Source organism: Rhizobium sp. 42MFCr.1 (assembly GCF_000377185.1).
Classification (GTDB): Bacteria; Pseudomonadota; Alphaproteobacteria; order Rhizobiales; family Rhizobiaceae; genus Rhizobium; species Rhizobium altiplani.
The window spans coordinates 277,398-303,233 of the sequence record NZ_KB897818.1; the positions used below are offsets into that span (position 1 = coordinate 277,398).

General features: G+C 59.2%; 26 protein-coding genes, 1 pseudogene and 1 riboswitch. Of the genes and pseudogenes, 15 read left to right on the top strand and 12 right to left on the bottom strand.

Going from position 1 to position 25,836, the window contains the following annotated elements; all coding sequences use genetic code 11:
* Position 1: 1 nt before the first annotated feature.
* The gene (gene gcvT / locus C934_RS0101370; RefSeq protein ID WP_026371482.1) at positions 2-1,138 is read right to left on the bottom strand and encodes a glycine cleavage system aminomethyltransferase GcvT; all 1,137 of its coding nucleotides are present in this window, start codon (positions 1,136-1,138) and stop codon (positions 2-4) included.
* Between the two features lie 154 nt (positions 1,139-1,292).
* Positions 1,293-1,384: riboswitch (glycine riboswitch) on the bottom strand.
* 113 nt (positions 1,385-1,497) lie between these two features.
* Positions 1,498-1,767 (bottom strand): hypothetical protein, encoded by a 270-nt coding sequence (locus tag C934_RS0101375; protein ID WP_018854921.1) that lies wholly within the window; start codon positions 1,765-1,767, stop codon positions 1,498-1,500.
* A gap of 118 nt (positions 1,768-1,885) precedes the next feature.
* Here C934_RS0101375 and crcB point away from each other — a divergent pair, with 118 nt between their 5' ends.
* From crcB to C934_RS0101410, 7 genes are all read left to right on the top strand, one after another.
* Positions 1,886-2,263 (top strand): fluoride efflux transporter CrcB, encoded by a 378-nt coding sequence (gene crcB / locus C934_RS0101380; protein ID WP_018854922.1) that lies wholly within the window; start codon positions 1,886-1,888, stop codon positions 2,261-2,263.
* 89 nt (positions 2,264-2,352) lie between these two features.
* Entirely contained in the window at positions 2,353-3,348 is a 996-nt protein-coding gene (locus C934_RS0101385) for an RluA family pseudouridine synthase (protein WP_018854923.1), read from the top strand.
* Positions 3,345-3,998, top strand: coding sequence for an HAD-IA family hydrolase (locus C934_RS0101390; RefSeq protein ID WP_018854924.1), 654 nt, complete (start codon positions 3,345-3,347; stop codon positions 3,996-3,998). The genes C934_RS0101385 and C934_RS0101390 overlap by 4 nt, the downstream gene beginning before the upstream one ends.
* Positions 3,999-4,006: 8 nt before the next feature.
* Positions 4,007-4,792, top strand: coding sequence for an ATP12 family chaperone protein (locus C934_RS0101395; protein WP_018854925.1), 786 nt, complete (start codon positions 4,007-4,009; stop codon positions 4,790-4,792).
* Between the two features lie 70 nt (positions 4,793-4,862).
* Positions 4,863-5,318, top strand: a complete 456-nt coding sequence (locus C934_RS0101400) for a hypothetical protein (RefSeq protein ID WP_018854926.1) — start codon at positions 4,863-4,865, stop codon at positions 5,316-5,318.
* A gap of 32 nt (positions 5,319-5,350) precedes the next feature.
* Entirely contained in the window at positions 5,351-6,883 is a 1,533-nt protein-coding gene (locus C934_RS0101405; protein WP_018854927.1) for an acyl-CoA carboxylase subunit beta, read from the top strand.
* A gap of 126 nt (positions 6,884-7,009) precedes the next feature.
* Complete coding sequence (locus C934_RS0101410) at positions 7,010-7,396, top strand: DoxX family protein (RefSeq protein ID WP_018854928.1); 387 nt, start codon at positions 7,010-7,012, stop codon at positions 7,394-7,396.
* Between the two features lie 66 nt (positions 7,397-7,462).
* Here C934_RS0101410 and fghA read toward each other — a convergent pair whose 3' ends face one another.
* The 8 genes from fghA to C934_RS0101450 all read right to left on the bottom strand — a co-directional run bounded on the left by fghA (position 7,463) and on the right by C934_RS0101450 (position 15,955).
* A complete protein-coding gene (fghA, locus tag C934_RS0101415) occupies positions 7,463-8,296 on the bottom strand; it encodes an S-formylglutathione hydrolase (protein ID WP_018854929.1) in 834 nt (277 codons plus the stop codon).
* Positions 8,293-8,760 (bottom strand): YaiI/YqxD family protein, encoded by a 468-nt coding sequence (locus C934_RS0101420; RefSeq protein WP_018854930.1) that lies wholly within the window; start codon positions 8,758-8,760, stop codon positions 8,293-8,295. Before C934_RS0101420 ends, fghA begins: the two co-directional genes overlap by 4 nt.
* Positions 8,761-8,864: 104 nt before the next feature.
* Positions 8,865-9,443, bottom strand: coding sequence for an S-(hydroxymethyl)glutathione synthase (gene gfa / locus C934_RS0101425; RefSeq protein ID WP_018854931.1), 579 nt, complete (start codon positions 9,441-9,443; stop codon positions 8,865-8,867).
* Between the two features lie 104 nt (positions 9,444-9,547).
* Positions 9,548-10,675: an S-(hydroxymethyl)glutathione dehydrogenase/class III alcohol dehydrogenase gene (locus C934_RS0101430; protein WP_018854932.1), complete on the bottom strand. Its 1,128-nt coding sequence runs from the start codon at positions 10,673-10,675 to the stop codon at positions 9,548-9,550.
* Between the two features lie 132 nt (positions 10,676-10,807).
* Entirely contained in the window at positions 10,808-12,076 is a 1,269-nt protein-coding gene (locus C934_RS0101435) for a hypothetical protein (RefSeq protein WP_018854933.1), read from the bottom strand.
* Between the two features lie 98 nt (positions 12,077-12,174).
* Complete coding sequence (locus C934_RS0101440; protein WP_018854934.1) at positions 12,175-14,184, bottom strand: acetyl-CoA carboxylase biotin carboxylase subunit; 2,010 nt, start codon at positions 14,182-14,184, stop codon at positions 12,175-12,177.
* An 85-nt stretch (positions 14,185-14,269) separates the two neighbouring features.
* Positions 14,270-14,977, bottom strand: a complete 708-nt coding sequence (locus C934_RS0101445) for a hypothetical protein (protein WP_018854935.1) — start codon at positions 14,975-14,977, stop codon at positions 14,270-14,272.
* A gap of 99 nt (positions 14,978-15,076) precedes the next feature.
* Complete coding sequence (locus C934_RS0101450) at positions 15,077-15,955, bottom strand: DMT family transporter (protein WP_018854936.1); 879 nt, start codon at positions 15,953-15,955, stop codon at positions 15,077-15,079.
* A 306-nt stretch (positions 15,956-16,261) separates the two neighbouring features.
* Here C934_RS0101450 and C934_RS0101455 point away from each other — a divergent pair, with 306 nt between their 5' ends.
* From C934_RS0101455 to C934_RS0101480, 6 genes are all read left to right on the top strand, one after another.
* Entirely contained in the window at positions 16,262-17,749 is a 1,488-nt protein-coding gene (locus C934_RS0101455; protein WP_026371484.1) for a mechanosensitive ion channel family protein, read from the top strand.
* Positions 17,750-18,023: 274 nt separating this feature from the next.
* Positions 18,024-18,434 (top strand): cupin domain-containing protein, encoded by a 411-nt coding sequence (locus tag C934_RS0101460; protein ID WP_018854938.1) that lies wholly within the window; start codon positions 18,024-18,026, stop codon positions 18,432-18,434.
* Positions 18,435-18,541: 107 nt separating this feature from the next.
* Complete coding sequence (locus tag C934_RS0101465; protein WP_018854939.1) at positions 18,542-19,300, top strand: SDR family oxidoreductase; 759 nt, start codon at positions 18,542-18,544, stop codon at positions 19,298-19,300.
* 73 nt (positions 19,301-19,373) lie between these two features.
* The gene (locus tag C934_RS0101470) at positions 19,374-20,537 is read left to right on the top strand and encodes an HlyD family secretion protein (RefSeq protein WP_018854940.1); all 1,164 of its coding nucleotides are present in this window, start codon (positions 19,374-19,376) and stop codon (positions 20,535-20,537) included.
* 60 nt (positions 20,538-20,597) lie between these two features.
* Complete coding sequence (locus C934_RS0101475; RefSeq protein ID WP_018854941.1) at positions 20,598-22,202, top strand: MDR family MFS transporter; 1,605 nt, start codon at positions 20,598-20,600, stop codon at positions 22,200-22,202.
* Between the two features lie 76 nt (positions 22,203-22,278).
* Positions 22,279-22,716, top strand: a complete 438-nt coding sequence (locus tag C934_RS0101480) for a hypothetical protein (RefSeq protein WP_018854942.1) — start codon at positions 22,279-22,281, stop codon at positions 22,714-22,716.
* A 33-nt stretch (positions 22,717-22,749) separates the two neighbouring features.
* Here C934_RS0101480 and C934_RS0101485 read toward each other — a convergent pair whose 3' ends face one another.
* On the bottom strand, positions 22,750-23,514 hold the full coding sequence (locus C934_RS0101485; protein WP_018854943.1) for an SDR family oxidoreductase: 765 nt from the start codon (positions 23,512-23,514) through the stop codon (positions 22,750-22,752).
* A 327-nt stretch (positions 23,515-23,841) separates the two neighbouring features.
* Between C934_RS0101485 and C934_RS0101490 the strand changes: the two genes are divergently transcribed.
* The gene (locus tag C934_RS0101490; RefSeq protein ID WP_018854944.1) at positions 23,842-24,480 is read left to right on the top strand and encodes a response regulator transcription factor; all 639 of its coding nucleotides are present in this window, start codon (positions 23,842-23,844) and stop codon (positions 24,478-24,480) included.
* A gap of 56 nt (positions 24,481-24,536) precedes the next feature.
* Here the strand turns inward: C934_RS0101490 and C934_RS0101495 are convergent, their stop codons facing one another.
* Positions 24,537-25,178 (bottom strand): response regulator transcription factor, encoded by a 642-nt coding sequence (locus C934_RS0101495; RefSeq protein WP_018854945.1) that lies wholly within the window; start codon positions 25,176-25,178, stop codon positions 24,537-24,539.
* Positions 25,179-25,360: 182 nt separating this feature from the next.
* Here C934_RS0101495 and C934_RS33415 point away from each other — a divergent pair.
* Positions 25,361-25,714, top strand: a pseudogene (locus C934_RS33415) (adenylate/guanylate cyclase domain-containing protein); the annotation flags it as partial.
* Positions 25,715-25,836: the final 122 nt, after the last annotated feature.

Below are 25,836 nucleotides of genomic sequence, written 5' to 3' on the forward strand. Positions count from 1 at the left end.
TTCAGCGTTTGTAGGTCGGTGTGATGAAGGGAAGGGCGCTGACCGTGACAGGCAGGTATTTGCCGCGCACTTCGGCGTAAACTTGCGTTCCAACGGCTGCGTGGGGAAGCTGCACATAACCCATCGCAACGGGACCCTCGACCGAGGGGCCGAAGCCACCCGAGGTCACTTCGCCGATTTCCGTCTTGCCTTCGGAATCCGCAAAGAGCTTGGCGTGGCCGCGAACCGGGGCCTTGCCCTCGGGCTTCAGGCCGACACGCCGGCGGGTCGCGCCGCTTTCCAACTCGCGCAGAATGCGATCAGCGCCGGGGAAACCGCCGGCGCGAGTGCCGCCGGACTTGCGGGCCTTCTGCATTCCCCATTCAAGCGCGGCTTCCACGGGCGTGGTGGTCGTGTCGATGTCGTTGCCATACAGGCAGAGGCCGGCCTCAAGGCGCAGGCTGTCACGAGCGCCAAGCCCGATCGGCGCGACGTCCGGATGTTCAAGCAACCGCTTGGCGACATCCTCCGCCTTGTCTTTGGGAATGGAGATTTCGAAGCCGTCCTCGCCGCTGTAGCCGGAGCGGGAGACCAGACAGGAAACGTCGTGCAGCCGGCAGTGGCGCACGTCCATGAATTTCATCGCGGCGACATCTGCCCACAGTTCCGCGAGCACCTCGACGGAGCGCGGTCCCTGGAGGGCGATGAGCGCGCGATCAAGGAGCGTGATGTCGCAGCTATCGCCGATATGCTTTTGGAGATGGGCAAGGTCGTCATCCTTGCAGGCCGCATTGACGACGACGAACAAGTGATCGTCGAGATGGGTGATCATAAGGTCGTCGAGAATTCCGCCGTTCTCATCGGTGAAGAAACCGTAGCGTTGGCGACCTTCCGCGAGGCCGAGGATATCGACCGGAACGAGGCTTTCCAGCGCCAGCGCGGCGTCCTCATACTTTCCGGACTTTGCCTTGATGACGACCTGGCCCATATGGGACACGTCGAAAACACCGGCGGACGTGCGGGTCTGGATGTGCTCCTTCATCACACCGGCCGGATATTGCACCGGCATGTCATAGCCTGCAAACGGCACCATACGGGCGCCAAGTGACAGATGCAGCTGATGCAGCGGGGTTTTCTTGAGGGCAGCAGTATCGTCCAACGACGCCTCCGGGGTTTGCGCCTGGAATTCCATGCGCGGGCTCAAATCTTCAGACGCAGTTGCGCCTTGTACTTCGAGCCCCCTCTGTCCCTGTGCCTGAGATTGTTATCCCTTCGGCGAGCGTTTCGAGAACGCTTCTCTCCAGAGTTCCGTCTGCCCCTTGCTGGTCCTTTGGCCTGAGAGTTTCCGGGGCGGTTGCTCCTTCGGCACTGGTCGTAGACGACCAGCTTCTCCCAACAAGGTCGAGGGCAATTATCTGGCCAGGGCTGTAGTTGGCAAGGGGGAATGTCGCCGCCGAACAAATTTTTGTCGCGCGCTTCTAATGATAGGTCGCTGCGGGTGAGAAAATCCGGCAACGCTCAGCTCTCGCTGTAGAATTCCAGGGCCTGTTTCAACCCGGCCTGCGGCTGCCTTTGCCCCATCGTCATGAGATCTAGCGCGACTTCCGTCGATTGAATGATATTGGCGGGCTCTTCGACGTCCTGGCCGCTGGCTGCCTTGGTTTGACGATCGGCGGCGCGGCGAGACTCTTTGGCAGAGGTACTTGCGGACACACGCTGTGGAATCCGAAGCGTTTCAAACGCTGCGGCGGCGGTGCTTGCGGATATGCTGCCAACCAAGACTGTCATGGTGACACGATAAGGCACGGGGGTTCTTAACTGGCTAAATCAACCGCTAGCATTTTATGCATCTTGATCTTCCCCGCAGATGATTGGAATGTCCCGCGCGTCAAAACAGAGTAGATCCATGATTCAGGCCTTCCTTGTCGCCGTCGGCGGTGCGATCGGTTCCGTGCTTAGATACTATGTCGGCCAGTTGGCACTCAGGATTGCAGGGCCGGCATTTCCGTGGGGGACACTGACCGTCAACGTTGTTGGCTGCTTCATCATCGGCGTATTCGCGGAGATGATCGTCCGGCGCTTCGATGCCTCGCCGGAATTGCGCCTGCTATTGATCACCGGCTTCCTCGGCGGTCTTACAACCTTCTCCTCGTTCTCGCTCGATGCAATTTCGCTCTGCGAGCGTGGCGCAACTGTCGCCAGCGCGGTCTATATCGCTGCCAGCGTCGGCCTCTCCTTGGCCGCGGTGATCGGCGGACTGGCACTCATGCGCGCGATCTTGTGAGATTACGGTTTCCGTTTTCGGCAAAAATGCTCTAAAGCCAGCCGCAAAGGCCGCGCCGTGCGCGGAAACCATTTTCCGAAAGATGACGTATGGCGGGTATTGAACACAAAAAGGTGGAGCCGGATGAGGCGGGCATGCGGCTCGACCGCTGGTTCAAGGTGCACTTCCCGGGCCTCGGTTTCGGCCCGCTCCAGAAGCTGCTTCGCTCCGGACAGGTTCGCGTCGACGGTGGGCGGGTGAAAAGCGACACGCGTGTGCAGCCCGGACAGATGGTGCGCGTGCCACCGCTTGATGTCGATGCCAAGGCGAAAACCGGACCGATCGCTGGCCGCGATCTCAAGCACTCCGGCGATTTCGAACTGTTGTCGCGGATGGTGCTGCACGAAGACGACAAGGTCATCGTCCTTAACAAGCCCGCGGGCCTTGCGGTGCAGGGCGGCTCAGGCGTGACACGCCATATCGACAAGATGCTCGAAGCCTGGACCAGTCCGAAAGGCGAGAAGCCGCGCCTGGTGCATCGCTTGGACAGGGACACATCGGGTGTCCTGGTCATCGCACGCACCCGCGGCGCCGCCCAAAAGCTGACAGCCGCCTTTCGGGAACGCGACACGAAGAAGACCTACTGGTCGCTCGTGAAGGGGGTACCGCGCAAGCGCGAGGACAAGATCTCGACTTGGCTTGTGAAGGAAGCAACGCCGGATGGCGACCGCATGCGGATTGCCAAGCATGGTGAGGAGGGCGCCGACCACGCCGTTTCCTACTACCGCGTGGTCGAGACGGCGGCGCAGAGGCTCGCCTGGCTTGAAATGGAGCCCTATACCGGCCGTACGCATCAGCTTCGCGTCCATGCGCTCCATATCGGTCACCCGATCATTGGGGATCCCAAATATTTCGACGATGATCCGAACTGGGATTTTCCCGGCGGCGTTCAAAAGCGACTGCACCTGCACGCACGCCACATCGACATCCCGCATCCGTCCGGAGGGCGCCTTCGCATCACCGCGCCGCTGCCTCCGCATATGGTCCAGACCTGGAACCTGCTGGGATTTGATGAGAACTCTGCCGACGGAGCCGATGACGAATGAGACTGGCGCTCTTCGATTGTGACGGCACGCTGGTCGACAGCGCAGCACTGATCCATGAGGTGATGGCGCGGACCTTCGTGCACTTCGGATACGATAGGCCGGATGTCTCGTTGACGAAGTCGATCATCGGACTGACGCTGGATATCGCCATTGCGCGGATGCAGGGAAAGCCGCACGTGGACGACGAAGCGATCGCGATGACGGCACACTACAAGACGATCTATGCCGGTGTTCGTGACGAACCTGGAATGGACGTGCCGCTGTTCAATGGCATCAGGCCGTTGATCGATGAATTGGCGCAGAACGATGACATCCTGATCGGAGCGGTAACGGGCAAGTCGCGTCGCGGTCTTGTCCACATTCTCGAAACACACGGTTTCGCACCCCATTTTATCGTTTCGCGCACGGCTGACGACTGCCCATCGAAGCCCCATCCAGCTATGGTAATGGAGTGCTGCAGCGAGATCGGCATGAATCCCGCCGATGCGATTGTTATCGGCGATGCCATCTACGATATGCAGATGGCGAAGGCCGCGGGCGCGAAAGCGGTTGGCGTGTCGTGGGGCTATGCGAGCGTGGACGATCTGGTGTCTGCAGGGGCCGACGGCATTGTTCGTCACCCGAGTGACGTTTTGAAGCATTTTTCCTGAGGTGAAGCATGCGTGATCTGTTGAACGACCTGGCGGAAGGATTGAGCCATCCGGACCCTATTCGCCGTGCCCAGATCCAGATGAAGAAGCCGTTGCCGAAGCGCTTCTACAAGGCTGTCACGATCGCGGAAGTTGACGAAGGCCATTCCATCGAGCTGGACGGCAAGGCCATTCGTACGCCAGCGCGCAAACTGCTTGTTGTCGCGACGAAGCCACTTGCGGAGCTTTTGGTACGCGAATGGGAGGCGCAGGTTGAGGTGATCGACCCCTCGACCATGCCTGTGACTCGGCTCGTCAACACCGCCATCGACGGAGTTGCAGCCGACACGCAAGCCGTCTTCGACGATATCGTGCGCTTCTCCTCGAGCGATCTGCTTTGCTATCGTGCCGAAGCGCCGCAAGCCCTCGTCGAGCGCCAGAGAGATCTTTGGGACCCGGTGCTCGATTGGGCCGGCAACTCGCTCGGTGCGCGCTTCATCCTGATCGAAGGCGTCATGCACCATGACCAGCCGCCGGAAGCAATTTCTGCGTATTCCGCAGCATTGAGGCGGCACGACGATGCGACGACCCTGGCGGCCTTGCACACCATCACGACACTGACCGGCTCCGCGCTGCTGGCGCTTGCCTTCGCCGATGGCACTCTGCCGGCGGACAAGGTTTGGTCGCTCGCGCATCTCGATGAGGATTGGACGATCGAGCATTGGGGCAGTGACGAAGAAGCCGAAGAGCGGCGCGCGAAGCGCTTTGAGGACTTCAATGCCGCTGCGGACGTTTTTTTGGCCTTGAAGGGCTGAAACATATTGCGTTGAGCCGGGTTATCGCGAAAATCTGCGAGTCTATTGGGGGCGGATGCGGATTTTCTTAATGAGCTGGGTCAAGTCGTGCTTTTTACCGGTGGCGCTGGTTTGCATCGCGCTTGCCTCGTGCTCGATTTTCGCAAAGGAGCAACCCGCCCCGGTCTATGACGTGCGAAGCGCTGTCGTTGTCAGCGCGCAGAAGATCCCGCCAGCAATCCTTGCCGGTGTCGGCGATCGGGTAAATGCCGCGATAAACGCTACGGTGCGAACAGACGTCTATCCGCGCGTTGTGCTGACAATCCGGATCCTTTTTGTCGAAAAGGGCCAGGGCTTCGACAAAAGCCGGAATGTCGCAAAGGTCAGCGTCGATGCCGCCTCCGTCGACGATGGTTCGGTCGTCGCCGTCAGTGCGTTTGAAGTGACAAGCTTCTCCAGTAGTCCAACGGCAGCCGACGAGATCCTCGCCGAGGATATCGCCGCTCGCATTCGTTCCGCTTTCTCACTGAGCGCCGGACGCGCTTGAACCAGCCGCGTGATCCGCGGCGAGGAGTATCCATGAAGGAAATTCTTGAGGAACTCGAACGCCGGCGCGGCATTGCACGGCTCGGTGGAGGCAAGGGGCGTATCGACGCGCAGCATCAGCGCGGCAAGCTGACGGCACGTGAGCGGATCGATCTTTTCCTGGACGAAGACTCCTTTGAGGAGTTCGACATGTTTGTCGAGCATCGATCCAACGATTTTGGCATGGACAAGACGCGGATCGCCGGTGACGGCGTGGTCACCGGTTGGGGAACGGTGAACGGGCGAACGGTATTCGTCTTCGCGAAGGACTTCACGGTGTTCGGCGGTTCGCTCTCGGAAGCGCATGCCGAGAAGATCATGAAGGTTCAGGATATGGCGCTCAAGAACAGAGCGCCGATCATCGGCATCTATGATGCCGGCGGCGCGCGTATCCAGGAAGGCGTGGCGGCGCTGGGCGGGTATGCGGAGGTCTTTCAGCGCAATGTGCTCGCCTCCGGCGTCATTCCGCAAATCTCGGTCATCATGGGTCCATGTGCCGGCGGTGACGTCTACTCGCCCGCCATGACCGATTTCATCTTCATGGTCCGTGATACCTCCTACATGTTCGTGACCGGCCCCGACGTGGTGAAGACGGTGACGAATGAGACCGTCACCGCGGAAGAGCTCGGTGGCGCCTCGGTGCATACGACCAAATCCTCGATTGCCGACGGCGCTTACGACAATGACGTCGAGGCGTTGCTGCAGGTTCGGCGACTCATCGACCTGCTACCGCAGTCGAACACATCACCGGTGCCCGAAATCGAATGTTACCAGTCGGTGACAGATGCCGATGCATCGCTCGACACACTGGTGCCAGCGAACGCGAACAAGCCCTACGACATCAAGGAATTGATCCTAAAGACGGTGGATGAGGGTGATTTCTTCGAGATCCAGGCGAGCTTCGCCAAAAATATCGTCTGCGGCTTCGGTCGGATCGAAGGCTCGACCGTCGGTTTCGTGGCAAACCAGCCGATGGTGCTCGCCGGCGTGCTCGACAGCGATGCGTCGCGAAAGGCAGCGCGGTTCGTCCGCTTCTGCGACTGCTTCAACATTCCGATCGTAACCTTTGTGGACGTGCCCGGCTTCCTGCCTGGAACCGCCCAGGAATATGGCGGGCTGATCAAGCATGGTGCGAAACTGCTGTTCGCCTATGCGGAGGCGACGGTGCCGAAGCTCACCGTCATCACGCGCAAGGCGTTCGGCGGGGCCTATGACGTCATGGCATCGAAGCATTTGAGGGGGGACTTGAACTATGCTTGGCCGACGGCTCAGATCGCCGTGATGGGCGCGAAGGGGGCCGTCGAAATCATCTTCCGCAAGGATATCGCCGATCCCGAAAAGATCAGCGCGCATACGAAGATGTACGAAGATCGGTTCCTTTCTCCGTTCGTCGCTGCCGAGCGCGGTTACGTGGACGAGGTCATCATGCCGCATTCCACACGCCGACGGCTGGCGCGGGGCCTAAAGATGCTTCGCAATAAAGACCTGAGCAATCCTTGGAAGAAGCACGACAATATTCCGCTTTAAGGAGAATAAAGTGGGGAAAGCCAAGGAAAATCAACAGGAAGTGATCGCCCGTCAACGATCCGTGTCTTCTTTCCTACTGGCGAAGCAGCTAACCCTCCGCTGTCTTTGTTCAAAAGGAGAGTCTACATGGAACGACTGAGCGCCTACCAGTCCTACGCGCTTGCCGCTCTGCGCATCATCACTGCGCTGCTGTTTATCGAGCATGGAACGATGAAGCTTTTCGCGTTCCCGGCCGCGCAGATGGACGGCCCGCTGCCGCCCTTGCTGCTGGTCGCCGCTCTGCTCGAAGTGGTCGGTGGCCTGCTGGTGCTGATCGGGCTGTTTACGCGGCCGGTCGCCTTCATCCTTTCGGGCCAGATGGCTGTTGCCTACTTCATGGCGCACGGATCGAAAGCGTTCTGGCCGGCTCTGAACGGTGGCGAGGCGGCAATTCTGTTCAGCTTCATCTTCCTGTTCATCTTCTTCGCTGGCCCCGGTGCTCTGTCGGTCGAGGGGCGCAAGGCCTCCGCCTGATGCAATAAAATGCCGTGGCCGGCTTTACCGGCCGCGGCTGCGGCTCGCTACCCGTTTTTTGCCGCCTCAGGCAAGACGCTCCGCGTGCCACTTCAGATGATCGTCCATGAAGGTCGAAATAAAGTAGTAGGAGTGATCGTAGCGCTCGTGCAGGCGCAGCGTAAGCTTGATGTCAGTATCCTTCACAGCCTCTTCGAACAGCCATGGACGCAGCCCGCTCTCCAGGAAGCCATCGGCCTTGCCTTGGTCAATCAGGAACTCGGGAAAACGTGCGCCGTCGCTTACCAAGGCGCAGGCATCATATTTCCGCCAGGTGGCACGGTCGGAGCCCAGATATTTCTCAAACGCTGGGGCCGACCAATCCGCGGTCGAAGGCTCCACGATGGGCGCAAAAGCCGAGCAGCTCTTGAACCGATCTGGGTTCCGGAGCGCGATGGTCATGGCACCGTGACCGCCCATCGAGTGACCGAAGATGCCCTGGCGGCTCATGTCCATGCGGAAGTGTTGGCTAACATAGGCCGGAAGTTCTTCGGTGATGTAGGTGTACGTCTGATAGTTTTCCGACCAAGGCCTTTCCGTCGCATCGAGATAGAAACCGGCGCCTTGGCCCATCTGCCAATTGGTAAGCTCATCCGGGACGTCATTGCCGCGCGGGCTCGTGTCCGGGCAGACGACGATCAGGCCGAGCTCTGCAGCCATGCGCCGATATTCGCCCTTTTCCATAACGTTTGCATGCGTGCAGGTTAGGCCTGAGAGATACCAGACAACCGGGCAGGGCTCCTTGATGGCCTTTGGTGGGACGAAAACTGCAAAAGTCATGTCGCACTTGCAGGCGTCGGATTCGTGCGTGAAAACACCCTGCATGCCGCCAAAGGCAGTCGTCTGTGAAATTATGTTCATTCTTTATCGTCCGTTTTTGGGGTAAGAGCCTTGGCCCGGCGGCACAGGCGATCGAAAGTTTCGAGGAAGCGGGAGCGATCCTTCGGGCCGAAGGCCGCATTGTAACCCTTGCTTTCGCCGGTCTCTCTCAGGTGAGCGCCGAGATCGCGCATAGCGCTCGCCATGCCGATATTGGTATCGTCGAAGACCCGACCCGTCGAACCGCTGACGAGCGCGCCAGTTGCCACGCAACGGACCGCGAGCGGGACATCGGCAGTGACGACCACGTCACCGACACTGGCATGCTCGGCAATCCAGTTGTCGGCGGCATCGAACGAGGCCGAGACGATGATATTGTGCACCATCGGATCGCGGGAAGGACGCAGACCGGAATTCGCCACGAAGGTCACTTCCATGCCGTGGCGCTCGGCGACCTTGAGGATTTCCGGCTTCACCGGGCAGGCGTCTGCATCGACATAAATCATGAATTTCAATCTGCTTTGATGGAAACGCTAGGAGGCCCCGACGGGCGCGTAGCGGCGGTTCGTTCGGGGTCTCATAATCCGACGGCTGCCATTCGTTCAAGACGTCAGGCTTCCTTCAGTGTGCCTGCCTTTTTCGCCACCCAGGTTGCGATGACATCCATCAGCGTTGGGTTCAGGCAATCATAGGGCGTGAGGCCTAGCTCGTTCAGGCGACCGCGGACACCTGCCATCGCCGAAGGCGGCGTGCCGGATTCGATGATCGACGACACGAAGGCCGCGAATGTCGGCTCCGGCCAGCCACTCTCCTGAAAGCGTTCCGGATGAATGAAATCGAGCCCTTTGAAGGCATGTTCGCGCTCCACCGGTCCGTACATATGAACGCCGCAGGCCTTGCAGGCATGGCGCTGGATCAGCGCATCCGGATCGACGACCTGCAGCTTGTCGCCATTTTCCAGCACCGTGACGTTTTCATGCGGGGTCACGGCGACCACTGAAAAAGCCGCTCCCTTCGGCTTCCAGCATTTCGTGCAGCCGCAGGCGTGATTGTGCGCGATAGTACCCTTGATAGCGACCTTCACAGGACGGTCGACGCAGGCGCAGACCAGCGTGCCGCCGTTGAAATTTGCCTGGCCCTTTTTCACACCGCCGTCGAGGGCGGGGTGCAGCGATACTTGACTTGGCATGTTCAGCTCCTCCTCCTTAGCTGCCCACGGCTCCCAAATCAGGATCAATTTGCGAAAAAGCCGCAGGCCATTTTAAAGTCGCACCGCATTCCGTCGTCCTCGCCTCAATACAGTACCACGCTTCGGATGCTTTCGCCGGAATGCATGAGTTCGAAGCCCTTGTTGATGTCTTCGAGCGGCATGGTGTGGGTGATCATCGGATCGATCTCGATCTTGCCCTGCATGTACCAATCGACGATCTTCGGCACATCGGTGCGGCCACGTGCGCCGCCAAAGGCCGTGCCCATCCAGGAGCGACCGGTAACCAGCTGGAACGGCCGGGTAGAGATCTCCTGGCCGGCACCCGCAACACCGATGACCACGGACTTGCCCCAGCCGCGATGCGAGGATTCCAGCGCCTGACGCATGACCTTGGTGTTGCCGGTGCAGTCGAAGGTATAGTCTGCGCCACCGATCTGGTCGGCGCCGCGCTTCGTCATGTTGACGAGGTAAGGCACGATGTCGTCGCCGACCTCCTTCGGGTTGACGAAATGCGTCATGCCGAAGCGCTCGCCCCAGGCCTTCTTGTCGTTGTTGAGATCAACGCCGATGATCATGTCGGCGCCGGCGAGGCGCAGGCCCTGGATGACGTTAAGGCCGATGCCGCCGAGACCGAAGACGATCGCGGTCGCGCCCATCTCCACCTTGGCGGTGTTGATGACGGCGCCGATGCCCGTGGTTACGCCGCAGCCGATATAGCAGATCTTGTCGAAGGGTGCGTCGGGATTGACTTTGGCGACGGCGATCTCCGGCAGCACCGTGTAGTTGGCGAAGGTTGAGCAGCCCATATAGTGGTGGATCTTGTCCTTGCCGATCGAGAAGCGCGAAGTGCCATCCGGCATCAGCCCCTGGCCCTGTGTCGAGCGGATGGCGGTGCACAGATTGGTCTTGCGCGACAGGCAGGACGGGCATTCGCGGCATTCCGGCGTGTAGAGCGGAATGACATGGTCACCCTTCTTCACCGAGGTCACACCTGGACCGACATCGACGACGATGCCGGCGCCCTCATGGCCAAGGATCGCCGGAAACAGACCTTCCGGATCGGCGCCCGAGAGGGTGAAATCATCCGTGTGGCAGATGCCGGTCGCTTTCACCTCGACCAGCACTTCGCCGGCTCGCGGTCCCTCCAACTGAACGGTCATCACTTCAAGCGGTTTTCCAGCCTGTACGGCAACGGCGGCGCGAACGTCCATGTCAGATGCTCCTACTGATTTGATTGGGCGGAGCTTTGCACGCACGACGCGGCCCGCTCAAGGGAAAACTGTCCGTGGGCGTGAGTTTCCGCCTCGAATAGGCTGATTGCGCCAATCCCTATACGGCCTGCGTCAAAAGAGCTTTTCAGTTGCGAAAATAATGGCATAGCCATGCACCGCGATGGCCGCGTAGAGGCCGAAGGCAACCAGCATGCGCTCGCCGTCCTTCATCTCTTCGAGCATCTGGCGCGGCTTCACGGAAGCGCCGCTGACGAGGCTAACAAGCGTGAAAACGAGCAGGCCCGCGGTTAGCACGTTCGCCGGCAAACCGATCTCGAATCCGATGCCGAGAATGCACAGGGTGACAACAAAACTGGCCGCAATCTGCGACCTTCGCCTGCGGAAAATTTGCCGGAGCACCTGGCCGCCGTCGAAACGGTGCATCGGCAGCAGGTTCAGCAGGTTGAAAGCGCCGAGGATCAACAGGAAGATGAGCAGAGGTCCACGTGACGCCAAGGGCAGCAGACCGGCATCGGCGAGCTGCGTGGCGACCGCGAGGATCGGGACAAGGAAAGCCGACATTCCTGCACCCATAAGGGCGCAGGTCGCCACCTCGAATAGCGACCGGTAGGGCCTCCCGCCGACCGCGATGCCACCCAGCAATGGCACGAAGATCATCCTGACGGACGCGTGACCGAACATGCGGTAGGCCGCCATATGCCCGAGTTCATGGAAGACAATGACAAGGGTCAGGAATGTCGAGAGCATCAGGCCACCTGCATCGAACCCAAGGAAGGGCCAGAGCAGCAGTGTCGACAACACCGCAAGACCGCCTTGGACCAGAGGTCGCTCAAAGTAGCCCTGTGGCAGCGACTCGCCTGTTTTCAACCATCCATCGAGCGCCTTCATTTCCCGGCGCAGGACGAAATAGCGGAACAAGAGGAACGCCAAGCCACGGTAGCGGTCGGTCTGTTCGATTTCCAGCAGCGCACCATCGGGTGTCGGTCGAATCATACGGCGCTCCCGGTAGTGGTCCCAGAATGTGGGATCCAGCGTGCTGTCATCGATGATGTGAGCCTGGAAGCCGTGGGCATTGCTCGCCATCCATGGCAACGGTTCCAATGCAAGTAGCCGTCGGGACGGCGCGCCGTTCTTGTCGAGATGCCGGTAGGTCTGTTCCACCACGCCGCGCCGATCGGCAAGGGCGTGACTGCTGATGACCGAGTGGTGCCAGGATGCGTCCGGACCGGCGGGGTTCATCGCGTTCCAGAGTCTATCGGGGGAGAATCCGTAGGTCCGGCTGAGGCAAATGGTTCTGCGTCCCAGCGGGATTCGCATCAGAAGCCAGAGAAAACCGAGATTTATGACCAGCAAGAGGGTCGCCGATTGCAGCGCCGTCATTTGCTACCTCCACCGGGCATCCCGCCGGTGGGGCCACGATAGGCGGCCAGCCGTTAACAAAACCTAACCAGCGAGGCAGCAAGAGGCGTTAGCGTCCGTCAGGCAAACTCGAGAATGACGGCATCAACGGCAAGGCTCTCTCCGGGCTTGGCGTTGATCTTGCTGACGACCAAATCGCGCTCGGCGCGCAGCACGTTTTCCATTTTCATGGCTTCGACCACGGCAAGCGTTTCGCCCGCTTTGACTTCCTGGCCCTCGACCACGGCAATCGAAACGACGAGACCAGGCATCGGGCAGAGCAGCAGCTTCGACGTATCCGGCGGAAGCTTCACTGGCATCAGCTTATCGAGTGCGGCATGTCGGGGCGTCAATACCTTGGCTTTCAGCGATATTCCCTGCCAGTCCAGCCGGAGGCCATTGAGAACCGGGCGGATCTGCGCAATCACGCTTTGGCCCGCGACCTTGCCGCGCCAAACGGAATCGCCAGGTCTCCAGTCGGTGACGACATTGGAAATCTTGCCGCCAATCTGGATGTCCATGTCGAACGGGATCGTCACGAGCCCATCGACCAGACGTGCATCGACGTAACTGTCACCCAGCCTGACGGTCCAGTCCTCACGGGTCGCGCCGGAGGGGCCGCGCAAGCGATCGGCGAAGCGCTCCCGACGGTTGGCTTCAACGAGAGACGCAGAAAGAGCGACGGCCGCGAGGGTGGCTTGCTGATGTGCGTCCGGTACCATCGGCGCAAATCCATCAGGGTATTCCTCCGCGATGAAACCGGTCGACAGACGCCCTTCGCGCCAGCGGGGGTGCTTCATCAGCGCGGCCAGGAAGGGGACGTTGTGTTCAATTCCGTCGACGACGAAACCGTCGAGTGCCTCGCCCATCGCCTCGATCGCTTCAAGACGTGTCGGGGCCCAGGTGCAGAGCTTCGCGATCATCGGATCGTAGTACATCGAAATCTCGGCACCTTCGAAAACGCCCGTGTCGTTGCGCACGATGGTGTTACCGGACTTGCCTTCGGCGGGTGGCCGATATCGCGTTAGGCGCCCGATCGATGGAAGAAAGTTTCGGTAGGGATCCTCGGCATATAACCGGCTCTCGATCGCCCAGCCGTTCAGCTTTATGTCGCTCTGTGTAAAGGGGAGCTTTTCACCGGCTGCAACGCGGATCATCTGTTCGACCAGGTCGATACCCGTCACCAGTTCGGTAACCGGATGCTCGACCTGCAGGCGCGTGTTCATTTCCAGAAAATAGAAATTACGGTCACGATCGACGATGAATTCCACCGTGCCGGCGCTTTGGTAGTCCACGGCGCGGGCGAGCGCGACCGACTGCTCGCCCATGGCCGCGCGAGTTTCCGCATCAAGGAAGGGCGAGGGAGCCTCTTCGACGACTTTCTGGTTGCGGCGCTGGATGGAGCATTCGCGTTCGCCGAGATAGACGACGTTGCCGTGCCCGTCCGCGAGCACCTGGATCTCGATGTGGCGGGGCTCGACAACATATTTTTCGATGAATACGCGATCGTCGCCGAAGGAACTCTTCGCCTCGGAACGCGCTCGGTCGAAGCCGTCGCGGACTTCCGCTTCGCTCCAGGCAATGCGCATGCCCTTGCCGCCGCCGCCGGCAGAGGCCTTGATCATGACGGGGTAACCGATCTCGGCTGCGATCTTTTCCGCGTGAGACGCATCCTCTATGACGCCGAGATAGCCGGGGACGGTGGAGACCTTGGCGGCGTTGGCGAACTTCTTCGACTCGATCTTGTCGCCCATCGCCATGATGGCTTTCGGCTTAGGACCGATGAAGACAATGCCTTCCTTCTCCAGAGCTTCACAAAACGACGCTCGCTCGGAGAGGAAGCCATAGCCGGGATGAACCGCTTCGGCGCCCGTCTGTTTGCAGGCAGCGATAATCTTGTTCGCCACGAGGTAGCTTTCGGCCGCCGCAGCGGGACCGATATGAACGGCCTCATCAGCCATCTCCACGTGGAGTGCATCCCGATCCGCATCCGAGTAGACGGCCACCGTCGCAATTCCCATGCGGCGCGCAGTCTTGATGACGCGGCAAGCGATCTCGCCGCGGTTCGCGATCAGGATTTTCTTGAACATGGAGACTCCACCCAAAACATGCGTTCCGAAGTTTTACGCATAAAACCCCGGAACGCACAATCAGCCGAAAGAATATCGGCGTGTCTCAGGCCACGGCGGTTTCGTTGCCGAAACTGTCATCGACGATCCTCAGCCATCGGCTGCGGCGTGGGGCTTCGGCATAATCCACGAGTTGGAGCGCCGAGAGAATGTCGGCCCAACGCGGGTGATTTCCCGCCGGCAGCGTTTCCTCCGCGATCCGCATCATAACGCCCCAAGTGAGGGGCGGCGCACTGATAACGCCGGCATCGCTTATGCCGCGGAGAACCCGCATCATGTAATCGATATCCTGTCGCGTGATGCCCTTTCGATCCACTGCGCGCGATAGCCGGTATCCGCCGACGTTTTCCGCCAGCGCAAGACGTAACTGATCGAGTGCAAAGGCGCGCAACTCATCCGGCACGTTTACCGCGATCTCCATCACGTGCAGAACCAGTTCGAGCTCGAGCTCCGAATTGACCACGCCGTCGGTCGCGACCATGCGTATGAGCCAGGCCACATTGATCTCGTCGAGAGACCCCTGAGGGTAGCTATAGTTGACGATGAAGCCAGCGAGTTGCTCCACAAAGAAGGAGTTCCACTCCGGGCATTTTGCGGGGCAGGAATTGTTCAGCGCCAACATGGCGACAACGTTGTCGGCGGTCCGGATGCCTTCCGGGAAGGTATGTTTGCGCAGCAGACCGATGTCTTCGGTGGTCAGCTGATGCTTCCCGGCAATCACACATGCCGGAAAAGCGAGACGGAATTCGCTCATCTTTTGTCTCCAGGACCTCATCATGAGGCCGAAGGGCCCTTCTACTGCGAGCGAATTGATGATCCCTCAAGAAGCAGTGTTAATGGCGCGCTCAAATAGTCACGACGTTTTTAACGATCGCGCCTGCACACGCTCCCGCCAGATGATGAAGAGACCGGACGCGACGATGATCAGGATGCCGATCCACTTCGAAACGTTGGGAAAATCGCCGAATAGCGCGTAGCCGAGTACTGTTGCTGAAATGATCTCGAAATACTGGAATGGTGCGAGCAGCGACAGCGGTGCGAGCCGGAAGGCTCGGACGATGACCATATGGGCATAGCTCGAAATCGTCCCGAGGATCAGCAGCAGAACCAGTCCCAATGCCGAGGAGGGCAGGGAGGGATGGAAATCGCCGACGCCAAGTCCATTGCCCGCGATCAACGCGACAGCCATGAACGCGGTACCGCCGATACCAGCCATCGTCTGCATGGTCAGCGGGGAGTCAGCAATGCCGATCGCCCGGTTCATGAAGAGATAAAGCGAGTACAGGAAGGCGCAGAAAACGGGTAAGAGCGCCTTCAGGCCGAAGATCTCATAGCTCGGCTGAATGACGATCATTGCGCCACCGAACCCGACGACAATCGCCATCCACCGACGCCAGCCAACCTTGTCTCCGAGGAAGATCGCCGACAGCGCCGTGAGCATGAGGGGCTCGACAAAATAGATCGCGAATACGTCCGCGAGCGGCATATATTTCACGGCAACGAAGAAGAGCAGGCTCGCCGCCCCATGGAGGGCACCGCGCAACAGATTCATCCACGGGCGCTTGGCGTGAAGCGCCTTGCGGCCGAATACCGCGAAAAGGAACGGCAGCGTGCACACGAGCTGGAAGAAGAAGCGGTAGAATGTCACCTGGCCGGGCGACATCGCCTCGACGGTCGCCATGTATTTGGCGATCGCATCCATCGTCGGCAGCACGAGCATCGCGCCTGCCATCAGGGCCATTCCCTGGAGGGGATTCTGGTATTCGGGAGGATTGCGCATCAGTGAGATTCTATATTCGGTCCAAGCGGCTATATAGAAAGTCATGGTGCGGGTGAAGGGACGGAAGGCGCTCTGCGACCCAATGAGCACTCAGCAAGACGCAAACGATGCGCCGTGGCATCGCCGTGAGGGTAAACCTTGGTGTAGTAGCCGCGCTCGCATCGTCGGCCTATGTTCGACTGTCGCGCTGAGCCGCCGCGTGACATGTGCGCCTCTAGATCGGCGCATGGGGTCAGAATTTTTCGTTGTGGGATCGTGATGGGTCAGGAAGTTCACCTGCTGCCACTGCTTATCAGTGTGATGGGGCTCGCTGGGATTGTCATTTGGCATATGCAGGGACAGGGACGCCCGACCCAGCGCCTGATCGTTCAGATCGCAGTCTTCCTGTCAATGACCGCCGTGCTTGCCTACGCTCGGATTGTGCCGTTCCGCTTCGACCCCGCGGACCTAAACGGCGCCAACGCGTTGATGGTATCGGCCAAGATTCTCTGGTGGGTCCATTTGTCGTGGGCCGTGATCGGCTTCGTTCGTATCTACATCGTCCTGGACGGGCGGCCACGAGAAGCGAGACTGATCCAGGATCTCATCGTCGCACTCGTCTATCTCGGGGTGCTGTTGTCAATCATGGCGTTTGTTTTCGGCGTGCCGATCGGAACGCTGCTGGCAACGTCTGGCGTCATCGCCATCATTCTCGGTCTTGCCCTACAGAGCACCTTGAGCGACGTATTTTCCGGCATCGCTCTCACGCTAGGCCGCCCCTATGTCATCGGAGACTTCATTTATCTGAGCGATGGCACCGAGGGACGTGTTGTCGCCACCAACTGGCGCTCGACTTACCTTTTGACAGGCGCTCATAACATCGTGGTGCTGCCCAATAGCGTCCTGGCCAAGCTGGGGCTGACGAATGTCAGCCGGCCGGACGAGAACCATCAAATCGACCTGTCGATACGGGTTGCCCCGACACACATGCCCCGAACCATTGTCGAGGTGATGCACACCGTGCTCGACAGCTGCAACCTCATCGTGAAGCAGCCACCCCCAAACGTCGTGCTTGCCGGCATTGACGGCAGCGCCGTGACTGTCGAACTGCAATTTCGCGTCACCAGCCCGGCGCAACGAGGTGCTGCGCGAACCGAAGTCATCGACCTCGTATATCGTCATTGCAAGGCGAACGGCCTGCAGTTGGCGCTCCCCCCGGAAAGCCCACTTGCAGGAGACTACCTTCGAAGCGCGCCGCGTCCCGCGACGCCCCCGGCGCAGAGCCTCATCGACGCTATTTCGATCTTCTCATTGCTGAGCCAGGAAGAGCGCGATGTCCTCGTCGCGTCTGCCAGCCGAAGAACCTTTTCCCCGGGGGCTGAAATCGTCCGGGAAGGGGGGCGTCTTGCCAGCCTCATGATCGTACGTGCGGGCATCATCGCAATGAGGAAGGGTGACGAGGAAGTGGCGCGGTTGGCCCCCGGAGACTTTTTCGGAGAACAGGGATCACTCGCCGGTATGGCAGAGCAACATGGGCTCTATGCGGTAACGCGGGTCACCGTCTATGAGATCGACCAGACTGCTTTTGCGCCGCTGATGCGTGAACGACCGGAACTCGCCGAAGACCTCGCTGCCCATCTTGCTCATCGCGAAGGGCTCGGGGTGAATTCCGGGGTACCGACAATCCACAATGAGCGGCGCAGACTGGATTTGCTCAAAGGAATTCGGTCGATCTTTCGCGCGCACCGGGAACACCTGAACCCTTGAGGCTCGATCAAGGCGACCCCATCCCAACCGAAGCCTAAACTAGTCCAAATTGGTGTGTTTTTGACGCCGCGGTCGGCACCCGCGCTGGCGTGCCCGGTCATGTTCGCTCTGCGGCAAGAGTCAGGCGGCCCATCCGATCGACCCAAACCGGCGCGGTCGGTTCGGCAAACCTTCGTATAGATTTGGCAAACCTTCGTATATCTATTGTGCCCAATGCCCGTCGCATAGGATCGGCTTCGGTCACAATCAATGACGTCAACGAAGGAGAATTGCCATGCTAAGGCTCGCAAGTGGCTTGCTTTGCGCAACGCTGATGGCTGTGCCTGCCGTAGCCGCGGATAAACCCCACAATGCCAAGGTCTCGATCGTATTCGACCACGTGCTTCCGAACGTACCCGGAAAAAGCGTGCGCGGCGTGCTCGTCGAATACGGTCCCGGCGGGTCCAATCCCTCGCACACGCACGCCAAAAGCGCCTTCATTTACGCCACCGTGATCGAAGGCAGCATCAAGAGCCAGGTCAACGATGGCCCGGTCAAGGTATACAAGACCGGTGAAAACTGGATCGAGGTCTCCGGCGATCACCATAAAGTCAGCGCGAATGCGAGCAACACGAAGCCTGCGAAGATTCTTGCCGTATTCGTCGTCGACACGGCCGAGACGGAGCTGACGACCCCCGACAAGTAAGCAGTTGCTGTGGGGCGGGAGGAGGCGACGGCAGTGCCGCCTGCTACTGCCTCAATCTCAAAACCTGAGATGTCCTCGGTGGATATCCAGTCTCAAAGGATAGAACCATGAAAATCGTCATCATCGGAGGCACGGGCCTCGTTGGAACGAAAGTTGCGGAGCGCCTGCGCAAGCAGGGACACGATGTAGTGCAGTCGTCCCCGTCGACCGGGGTCAACACACTCACAGGCGAGGGACTCGACGACGTACTTGCCGGCGCGAACGTCGTACTCGACGTCACCAACTCGCCGTCATTTGAGCCGAGCGCCGTTCTCTCGTTCTTCCAAACGTCAACAACAAACCTGCTCAAAGCAGAGCGCGCGGCAGGCGTCGACCACCACGTCGCGCTTTCCATCGTTGGCATCGAGAGATCGTCCGAGAACGGTTACTTCCGGGCCAAGGTTGCTCAGGAAGACCTCATCAAGAAGGGTGGCATCCCATACACCATCGTCCGCTCCACCCAGTTCCTCGAATTCCTGGGCGGGATTGCCGATAGCGCGACCGTCGATGGGACAGTCCACGTTTCGCACGGCGCGTTCCAGCCAATTGCTGCGGACGAGGTTGCAGGCTTCGTCGCTGAGGCCGCTGCTGGTGCTGCCGAGAACCGAACCATCGAAATCGCAGGGCCTGAGAAGAAGCCCCTGAGTGATTTCGTTAAGGGCTATCTCACCGCTATCGGCGACAAGCGAACGGTCGTCGTCGATCCCCAGGCCAGGTACTTCGGTTCGCTAGTCGATGACCAGTCCTTGGTTCCTCTCGGACCAGCCAAGCTTGGCAAGCTGGACGTCAAAACGTGGTTTGCACAACGTCCCCAGGCAGCTGCCTGACCAGATACGGCCTGGCGGCACCCCGCCGCCGGGCCTGCGTTTTTGAACGCGGGAGATTGCCAGGAGAAGGAAGATGGTCGAATTGCCTCGCCAGGATACCTTCGAGAAAGCCGCCGAGACTGACAGAGGAACCACCGATGGGACTCCTGTCGATACGTTGAAGCCGACAGTGCCCGCGAAGTCGAACAGGAGCCTCTGGAAGAGACGATCTCTCGCCTTGGTCCTGCTCGCAGGCGCGGCGTTTGGTGTTCGATACGGCCATTACTATTGGACAGCCGGGCGCTTCATCGAGTCTACCGACAACGCCTACGTGAAGGCCGACTACACGACCGTCGCCCCCAAAGTGGCCGGCTATATCAAGGACGTGCGGGTCAGCGACAATGACCCAGTCACAGCCGGTCAGGTTCTCGCAACAATCGATGATCGCGATTTCCAGATCGCTCTCAACTCGGCACGCGCAGACTTGCAAGGTGCGGAGGCCGCCATTGCCAACCTGGATGCGCAGATTGAACTTCAGGCATCCGTGATCGAGCAGGCGAGGGCCTCAGTCGATGTCTCGAAAGCATCCTATAACTTTGCAAAATCTGATGCGGCGCGAAATGCGCGGCTGACATCAAATGGGTCCGGTACTCTGTCGCGCGCCGAACAGAGCCAGTCCATATTGGATCAGGCGTCTGCAGCGGTAGAGCGCGATCAGGCCGCGTTTGTTGCCGCACAGAACAAAGTGCGAGTCCTTAGCACACAGCGCGACCAGATCGTAGCCCAGCGAGATCGAGCCGAGGCGGCCGTCCAGCAGGCCAAACTCAACCTTTCCTACACGAGCATTGTTGCAGCAGTCGACGGAACCGTTGGTGCGCGGTCGATCCGTGTTGGCCAGTTCGTCTCGTCCGGCACCCAGCTCATGGCGGTGGTTCCGCTCCATGCCGTGTATGTTGTCGCGAACTTCAAGGAAACCCAACTCACTTACGTTCGCCCCGGCCAAACCGTCGAGATCAGGGTCGACAGCTTTCCGGATCTTGCGGTGAAGGGTCACGTCGACAGCATCTCGCCCGCCAGCGGCCTGGAATTTTCGTTGCTTCCACCCGACAACGCGACTGGAAACTTCACCAAGATCGTGCAGCGCATTCCGGTCAAGATCCTCATTGATGACGAGGGTATCGCCGGCAAGCTCCGGTCCGGAATGTCGGTGGAGCCTGAAGTGGATACCAAGGCCACCCGGATGTCGGAAGGAATATGAGGATCGGTGCTTCCATGGTCGTGATCGGCAGTCAATGGAAGCCCGAAGGAGTGAGGTCTCATGGCTACTCTTCTGATCCCTGCCAACAGCAATCAGCAGTTTGCGAAATCGGTCGAGCCCGCGCTGAGTGCTTTTCGGATGTGGTGCGCGGTGGTCGGCTCAACGCTCGGCGCGTTCATGGCCGTCCTGAACATTCAGATTGTCAACGCATCACTGGCAGACATCCAGGGAGCCATAGGAGCCGGGAAGGACGATGGAGGGTGGATATCGACCTCCTATCTGATCGCCGAGATTGTCGTTATTCCCCTCACGGGCTGGCTGGCGCGCGTCTTTTCTGTCCGCACCTATCTCCTAGTCAACGCCGCCCTGTTTCTGGTCTTCTCGGTTGCCTGTGCCTTTGCCGCTAATCTGCAACAGATGATCGTGCTGCGCGCGATCCAGGGCTTTACCGGCGGCGTCCTCATCCCCATGGCATTCACCATCATCATCACGTTGTTGCCGAAACCCAAGCAACCGATGGGCCTCGCGCTGTTTGCGCTGTCGGCAACCTTTGCTCCCGCCATAGGACCGACGATCGGGGGCTACCTGACGGAGAACTACGGTTGGGAGTTCATCTTCTACGTCAATCTGGTCCCTGGATCGCTCATGATTGCGATGCTCTTCGTATCTCTGGAGCCCGCCCCGATGAATTTGGGTCTGCTTGCCAAGGGCGACTGGCCGGGCATCGTCACGATGGCCGTTGGATTAGCAGCCTTGCAGACGGTGCTCGAGGAAGGGAACAAGGAAGACTGGTTCGGGTCCGACTTCATCGTTCGGCTATCGGTCATTGCCGTGGTGTCGCTTACGCTTTTTCTCATCATCGAGATAAAGTCGGCTCACCCGCTTCTGAACCTGCGGCTTCTCCTGGTCCGCAATTTCGGTTTCGGTGTCGTTGCCAATTTTCTGCTGGGAATGGCACTCTACGGTTCGGCCTTCATTCTGCCGATCTATCTCTCACGGGTTCAAGGATACAATTCGGAGCAGATCGGGGTCGTTCTTGCCTGGACGGGCATACCTCAGCTTCTGCTCATCCCGCTTGTACCGCGGATGATGAAGGTCTTCGACGTCCGTTTGCTGATCGTCGTCGGATTCAGTCTCTTTGCGGCCTCGAACTTCATGAATGTCTATATGACCGCTGATTACGGGAGCGACCAGCTTTTCTGGCCGAATGTCGTGCGTGCGGTCGGACAGGCGCTCGTCTTCACTCCGCTGTCGGCGATTGCAACAGCGGGTATCGAAGAGCAGAACGCCGGTTCGGCGTCTGCGCTGTTCAACATGATGCGCAATCTCGGCGGCGCTGTCGGAATTGCTTCCTTGCAGACTTTCCTGACGAAGAGGGAGCAATTTCACTCCAACATTCTGACCAATGCGGTCAGCGCCTTTGAGGAGGCGACTCGTGATCGTGTCGCACAGTTGACGGCCTATTTCATGAACCACGGCGTCAGCGACCAAGCAATGGCGACACACAAGGCCGTTGTCGCGATCGCGCTCAGAATCAGGAAACAGGCCAACATCATGGCCTTCAGCGATACTTTCTTCCTGTTGGGGGTGGCGCTCATCGTGGCCTTGCTTGCCTCGCTCCTGCTGAAGAAGCCCGTCCAGCTCTCCGAGGGTGGCGCGCACTGACTGCTACAGCCGACTGTGCAAGCTTGGAGCAAGCTGAAGTTGCAACTTATCTTCCACATCACGTCGATATGGAGGAATGAAAAACGTGCGAGTAAATTCTGATAGTTCGATCTACAGCCTCATGATGCCAACGTCGCGTAAAGCACCGTCTGTTTCCGACGAAAAGCTGCAAGTTGTGTCGGCGCCCAAGGCCCCGGCCGTTCGTTCGGACGATCAACTCATCGATGATTTTTACGCGCGCCTGACCAAACAGCAACTCGATTGGGCCGACAGCAACAAGGACAGCACTGTCACTAAGAGCGAGTACATGGATTCACAGGCACGCCTTGCGAAGATCGACAATCGTGTGTTCGATCCTGCAACCGCTGAGCAGCATTGGAACAAGCTCGATCCCAGCGGCAAAGGATGGCTCAACGAAAGCGAGTTGCGCGAAGGTTACGAGAACCTCCTACCGGTCAGTGTCGGACATCTGGATGCGAACTACGCCGAGCGTCTCCGCACGAGGCAGGGGTAGCGTCCATCGAGACCGCGAATTTCCCATGATCTCTCACGCGACATCTTGCACGGACATGCTCGTGAACAGCCACTCGTGGAAGGAAAGCGTCCCTGTTGCGATCATGCGAGAGGGTAGAAGGCCGTCCTTCGAGAGGGCAACGCCGAAATAGCGGGCAGTAGGGTCGAGGACGACCGGACGGGGGTCTTCCGCGGCGGTAAGAAGCTCCTGCGCGATTTCCACCAGTTCAAAAGCTTCGGGGCCGCCGATCTCAACAATTGAGTTCGACGGCTTCGCGGTCGCCAAGTTGGTAATCGCGCCAGCCGCTTCGTCGGCAGCTATCGGTTGGACACGAACAGAAGGCACTCTCAGCGTTTCGTCCACGGCGCTTGCATCGACAATCCCATTGAAGAACTCGAACATCTGCGTCGAGCGTGCAATCGTGAATGGCAACCCGGAGGCTCGTATCAGGTTTTCCTGCACCAGCTTTGCGCGAAAATAATCGTTCTCCACCAGTCGATCGACAGCAACAACCGACAGCGCAAGGTAGTGTGTCACTCCGGAAGCTTTCGCGGCGGACAGAAGGTTGCCGCTTGTTTTCCTGAAGAAGTCGAGTGTATCGGTCTCTCCGAATGATCCGGTATTCGTCACGTCAATGACGACATCTGCTCCGGACAGTGCACGTTCCACGCCTTCACCCGTGTAGGCGTTGACGCCTGTGCTCGTAGAGGCTCTTGTGATGTCGAATCCATCGCGTTCAAGGATGCGAGCGATCTTGGATCCCATCATGCCGCTTGCGCCGATAACCGCGATCTTCATCTCATGCCCCTCGTAGTTTGCTGTCTCATTCGATCCGTCTCGATTTTTGGGGTGCTGTTAGATTCGGTTGTTGGTCGAAGAAGGTCAATGCAAACCAAGGTTTGGGGTGATCGGGCCGGCACTGTCGCCGGTCGTTGCGGCTCCCTAGGTCGCCCCCCCGGGACGTAAACCAAGGTTTACCATCCCAGGATCTCTAACCCGTGATAAGTTGGCGGTGAGCACAATTCCGCGAGCGGCGAACCCATCACGAGAGGGGCGAGCGGGAACCGGCCCTTCAACATCGGGAGTACGATTGGTGAGCGTTCGCCTTTTAGTCGAGGTGAGATCATGGAAAGCCTGACAACGAAGGCGGGTTTATCCGCCGAACCTATCGTTCACGTCATCGACGACGACAAGGAGATCCGGGAGTCTTTGCTCGATCTCTTCATGATCACGAACAGGCGCGCCTCTGCCTACTCCAGCGGTCCCGATTTCCTTAAGACTGTTGACACGACCGCGCCCGGCTGTGTCGTGGTCGACCTTCGAATGCCCGAAGGCAGCGGCTTGGATGTCCAAAGCGAACTCATCACCATGGGAAGCAGGATGCCCGTGATATTTCTGACCGGCCACGCGGACGTTCGGGCGAGCGTCAGAGCCATGAAGGCGGGAGCCACCGATTTCATCATGAAGCCATTCGTCAACCGGGATCTACTCGATGCCGTGGATCTCGCAATTCAACTGGATGGCGAAAGACGAAAGATTGAAGCCGAACAAGCTCATGTCCGGTCACTGGTCGACACGCTGACCCCGCGAGAGCATGAGGTCATGCTGGCCGTTGTCAGTGGGCTTATGAACAAACAGATCGCCTTTGAACTCGGGATCAGCGAGATGACTGTGAAGCTCCATCGGATGAGCGTGATGCGAAAGATGCAGGCTCGCTCTCTTGCCGACCTTGTTCGCAAAGTCGAGAAGCTCCAGATCCGTTGATCCGGCGGGTACGAAGCGACAACGCCGGAACACCCGCCAGCCTCCAGCGCAGAATACTAATGGCTGAGATATTCGAACTGCCGAACCAACTCCGCCAGGGACGCCGCCCGCATCTTTTTCATGGCACGCCCACGATGGAGCTTCACCATGATTTCGCTGATGCCGAGTTCAAAGGCGATCTGCTTGTTCATCGACCCGCCCACGACGAGTCCGATGATCTGGACTTCGCGTGGGGTGAGGGTGGCAGCTCGCTCCAGTATTTCTTTGCGATACGCTCGCTGGGTCTGCCGCTCCCGATCGATCGTGAAGGCGGTTGTGATCGCCTCGACAACCTCATGTCGCTGCAACGGTTTTGGCAGAAAGTCCACAGCGCCCGCCTTCATGGCACTGACGCTCGTTGTCACGTCCCCGTGTGCCGTCATGAAGACCACGGGAAGGTCGTATCCACGCGTCTTCAGTTCCTTCTGGAATTCGATGCCATTCAGATCGGGTAGCCGCACGTCGAGCAGAATGCAGCCGCCTGCATCCTGCGAAGCGTGGCTGAAGAAATCGAGGGCCGCATCGAAGCCCAAGGCGTGAATTCCAAGCGACTCGAGCTGATCTATAAGTGAAATGCGAAATTGCTCGTCGTCTTCCACCACGTGGACGGTCTGCTGAACCAGAGGTTCGCCTGTCTGCATATGAGGAGCATTGGCCATGAACGTCCCCCGGACAGCTCATTTGCTCATGGCATATTAGCGATCGCAATTTTCGCAGGCAAGTAAGCGAACGTTGCATGACGAAGATCCGAACGCTTTCTGCACCGTGGCCTTGCTGGTCGGCTATCCGCTTGGAAACGGGAGGAACCGGAAATAGCAACAGGCCTGAACCTTCTGTTATAGACCTGCATGAGGTCTTCGAGCCAACGATCAGTGCCCATCACGGTCGCCTGGTCAAGCTCATGGGCGACGGTCTGTTGGTGGAATTCCATAGTGTCGTCGATGTCGTTCGCTGCGCCGCAGACGTGCAGCACATTGAGGTTGAACGCAATGCGGACAGGCAACCCGATCGTCAACTTGAATTTCGCATGGCCATCAACCTTGGGGATGTGATTGTCGAAGGCGATGACATTCAGGGGGACGGGGTCAATATTGCCGATCGCCTGCAGGGGCTGGCGGAGCCGGGAGGAATTTGCATTGCCGCCAATGTGCACGAGCAGGCCAAGAACAAGCTCGACTTCGCTTTTCCAAGCATGTTGCGATGGCACTCGAAGCGAAGCCGGACTTTTCTGTCGCTGAACGGGGCAAGAGGCTGGCCTACAAATACGACGCCGATCGGCAACGTTTCCTTGACGGACTGCGCTGCGCCGGCCTCCCA

What these genes read in the sequence shown, in the direction of transcription:
- C934_RS0101405 (WP_018854927.1), top strand. Translation starts at nt 5,351, where the DNA reads ATGAAGGAAATTCTTGAGGAACTCGAACGCCGGCGCGGCATTGCACGG.
- C934_RS0101475 (WP_018854941.1), top strand. Translation starts at nt 20,598, where the DNA reads ATGGCTACTCTTCTGATCCCTGCCAACAGCAATCAGCAGTTTGCGAAA.
- C934_RS0101375 (WP_018854921.1), bottom strand. Translation starts at nt 1,767, where the DNA reads ATGACAGTCTTGGTTGGCAGCATATCCGCAAGCACCGCCGCCGCAGCG.
- C934_RS0101430 (WP_018854932.1), bottom strand. Translation starts at nt 10,675, where the DNA reads ATGGACGTTCGCGCCGCCGTTGCCGTACAGGCTGGAAAACCGCTTGAA.
- C934_RS0101410 (WP_018854928.1), top strand. Translation starts at nt 7,010, where the DNA reads ATGGAACGACTGAGCGCCTACCAGTCCTACGCGCTTGCCGCTCTGCGC.
- C934_RS0101385 (WP_018854923.1), top strand. Translation starts at nt 2,353, where the DNA reads ATGGCGGGTATTGAACACAAAAAGGTGGAGCCGGATGAGGCGGGCATG.
- C934_RS0101450 (WP_018854936.1), bottom strand. Translation starts at nt 15,955, where the DNA reads ATGGCAGGCGCGATGCTCGTGCTGCCGACGATGGATGCGATCGCCAAA.
- gfa (WP_018854931.1), bottom strand. Translation starts at nt 9,443, where the DNA reads ATGCCAAGTCAAGTATCGCTGCACCCCGCCCTCGACGGCGGTGTGAAA.
- C934_RS0101490 (WP_018854944.1), top strand. Translation starts at nt 23,842, where the DNA reads ATGGAAAGCCTGACAACGAAGGCGGGTTTATCCGCCGAACCTATCGTT.
- C934_RS0101440 (WP_018854934.1), bottom strand. Translation starts at nt 14,184, where the DNA reads ATGTTCAAGAAAATCCTGATCGCGAACCGCGGCGAGATCGCTTGCCGC.
- C934_RS0101485 (WP_018854943.1), bottom strand. Translation starts at nt 23,514, where the DNA reads ATGAAGATCGCGGTTATCGGCGCAAGCGGCATGATGGGATCCAAGATC.
- C934_RS0101480 (WP_018854942.1), top strand. Translation starts at nt 22,279, where the DNA reads ATGAAAAACGTGCGAGTAAATTCTGATAGTTCGATCTACAGCCTCATG.
- fghA (WP_018854929.1), bottom strand. Translation starts at nt 8,296, where the DNA reads ATGAACATAATTTCACAGACGACTGCCTTTGGCGGCATGCAGGGTGTT.
- C934_RS0101455 (WP_026371484.1), top strand. Translation starts at nt 16,262, where the DNA reads ATGGGTCAGGAAGTTCACCTGCTGCCACTGCTTATCAGTGTGATGGGG.
- C934_RS0101445 (WP_018854935.1), bottom strand. Translation starts at nt 14,977, where the DNA reads ATGAGCGAATTCCGTCTCGCTTTTCCGGCATGTGTGATTGCCGGGAAG.
- C934_RS0101400 (WP_018854926.1), top strand. Translation starts at nt 4,863, where the DNA reads ATGAGCTGGGTCAAGTCGTGCTTTTTACCGGTGGCGCTGGTTTGCATC.
- C934_RS0101435 (WP_018854933.1), bottom strand. Translation starts at nt 12,076, where the DNA reads ATGACGGCGCTGCAATCGGCGACCCTCTTGCTGGTCATAAATCTCGGT.
- C934_RS0101465 (WP_018854939.1), top strand. Translation starts at nt 18,542, where the DNA reads ATGAAAATCGTCATCATCGGAGGCACGGGCCTCGTTGGAACGAAAGTT.
- C934_RS0101470 (WP_018854940.1), top strand. Translation starts at nt 19,374, where the DNA reads ATGGTCGAATTGCCTCGCCAGGATACCTTCGAGAAAGCCGCCGAGACT.
- C934_RS0101395 (WP_018854925.1), top strand. Translation starts at nt 4,007, where the DNA reads ATGCGTGATCTGTTGAACGACCTGGCGGAAGGATTGAGCCATCCGGAC.
- crcB (WP_018854922.1), top strand. Translation starts at nt 1,886, where the DNA reads ATGATTCAGGCCTTCCTTGTCGCCGTCGGCGGTGCGATCGGTTCCGTG.
- C934_RS0101460 (WP_018854938.1), top strand. Translation starts at nt 18,024, where the DNA reads ATGCTAAGGCTCGCAAGTGGCTTGCTTTGCGCAACGCTGATGGCTGTG.
- C934_RS0101390 (WP_018854924.1), top strand. Translation starts at nt 3,345, where the DNA reads ATGAGACTGGCGCTCTTCGATTGTGACGGCACGCTGGTCGACAGCGCA.
- C934_RS0101420 (WP_018854930.1), bottom strand. Translation starts at nt 8,760, where the DNA reads ATGATTTATGTCGATGCAGACGCCTGCCCGGTGAAGCCGGAAATCCTC.
- C934_RS0101495 (WP_018854945.1), bottom strand. Translation starts at nt 25,178, where the DNA reads ATGGCCAATGCTCCTCATATGCAGACAGGCGAACCTCTGGTTCAGCAG.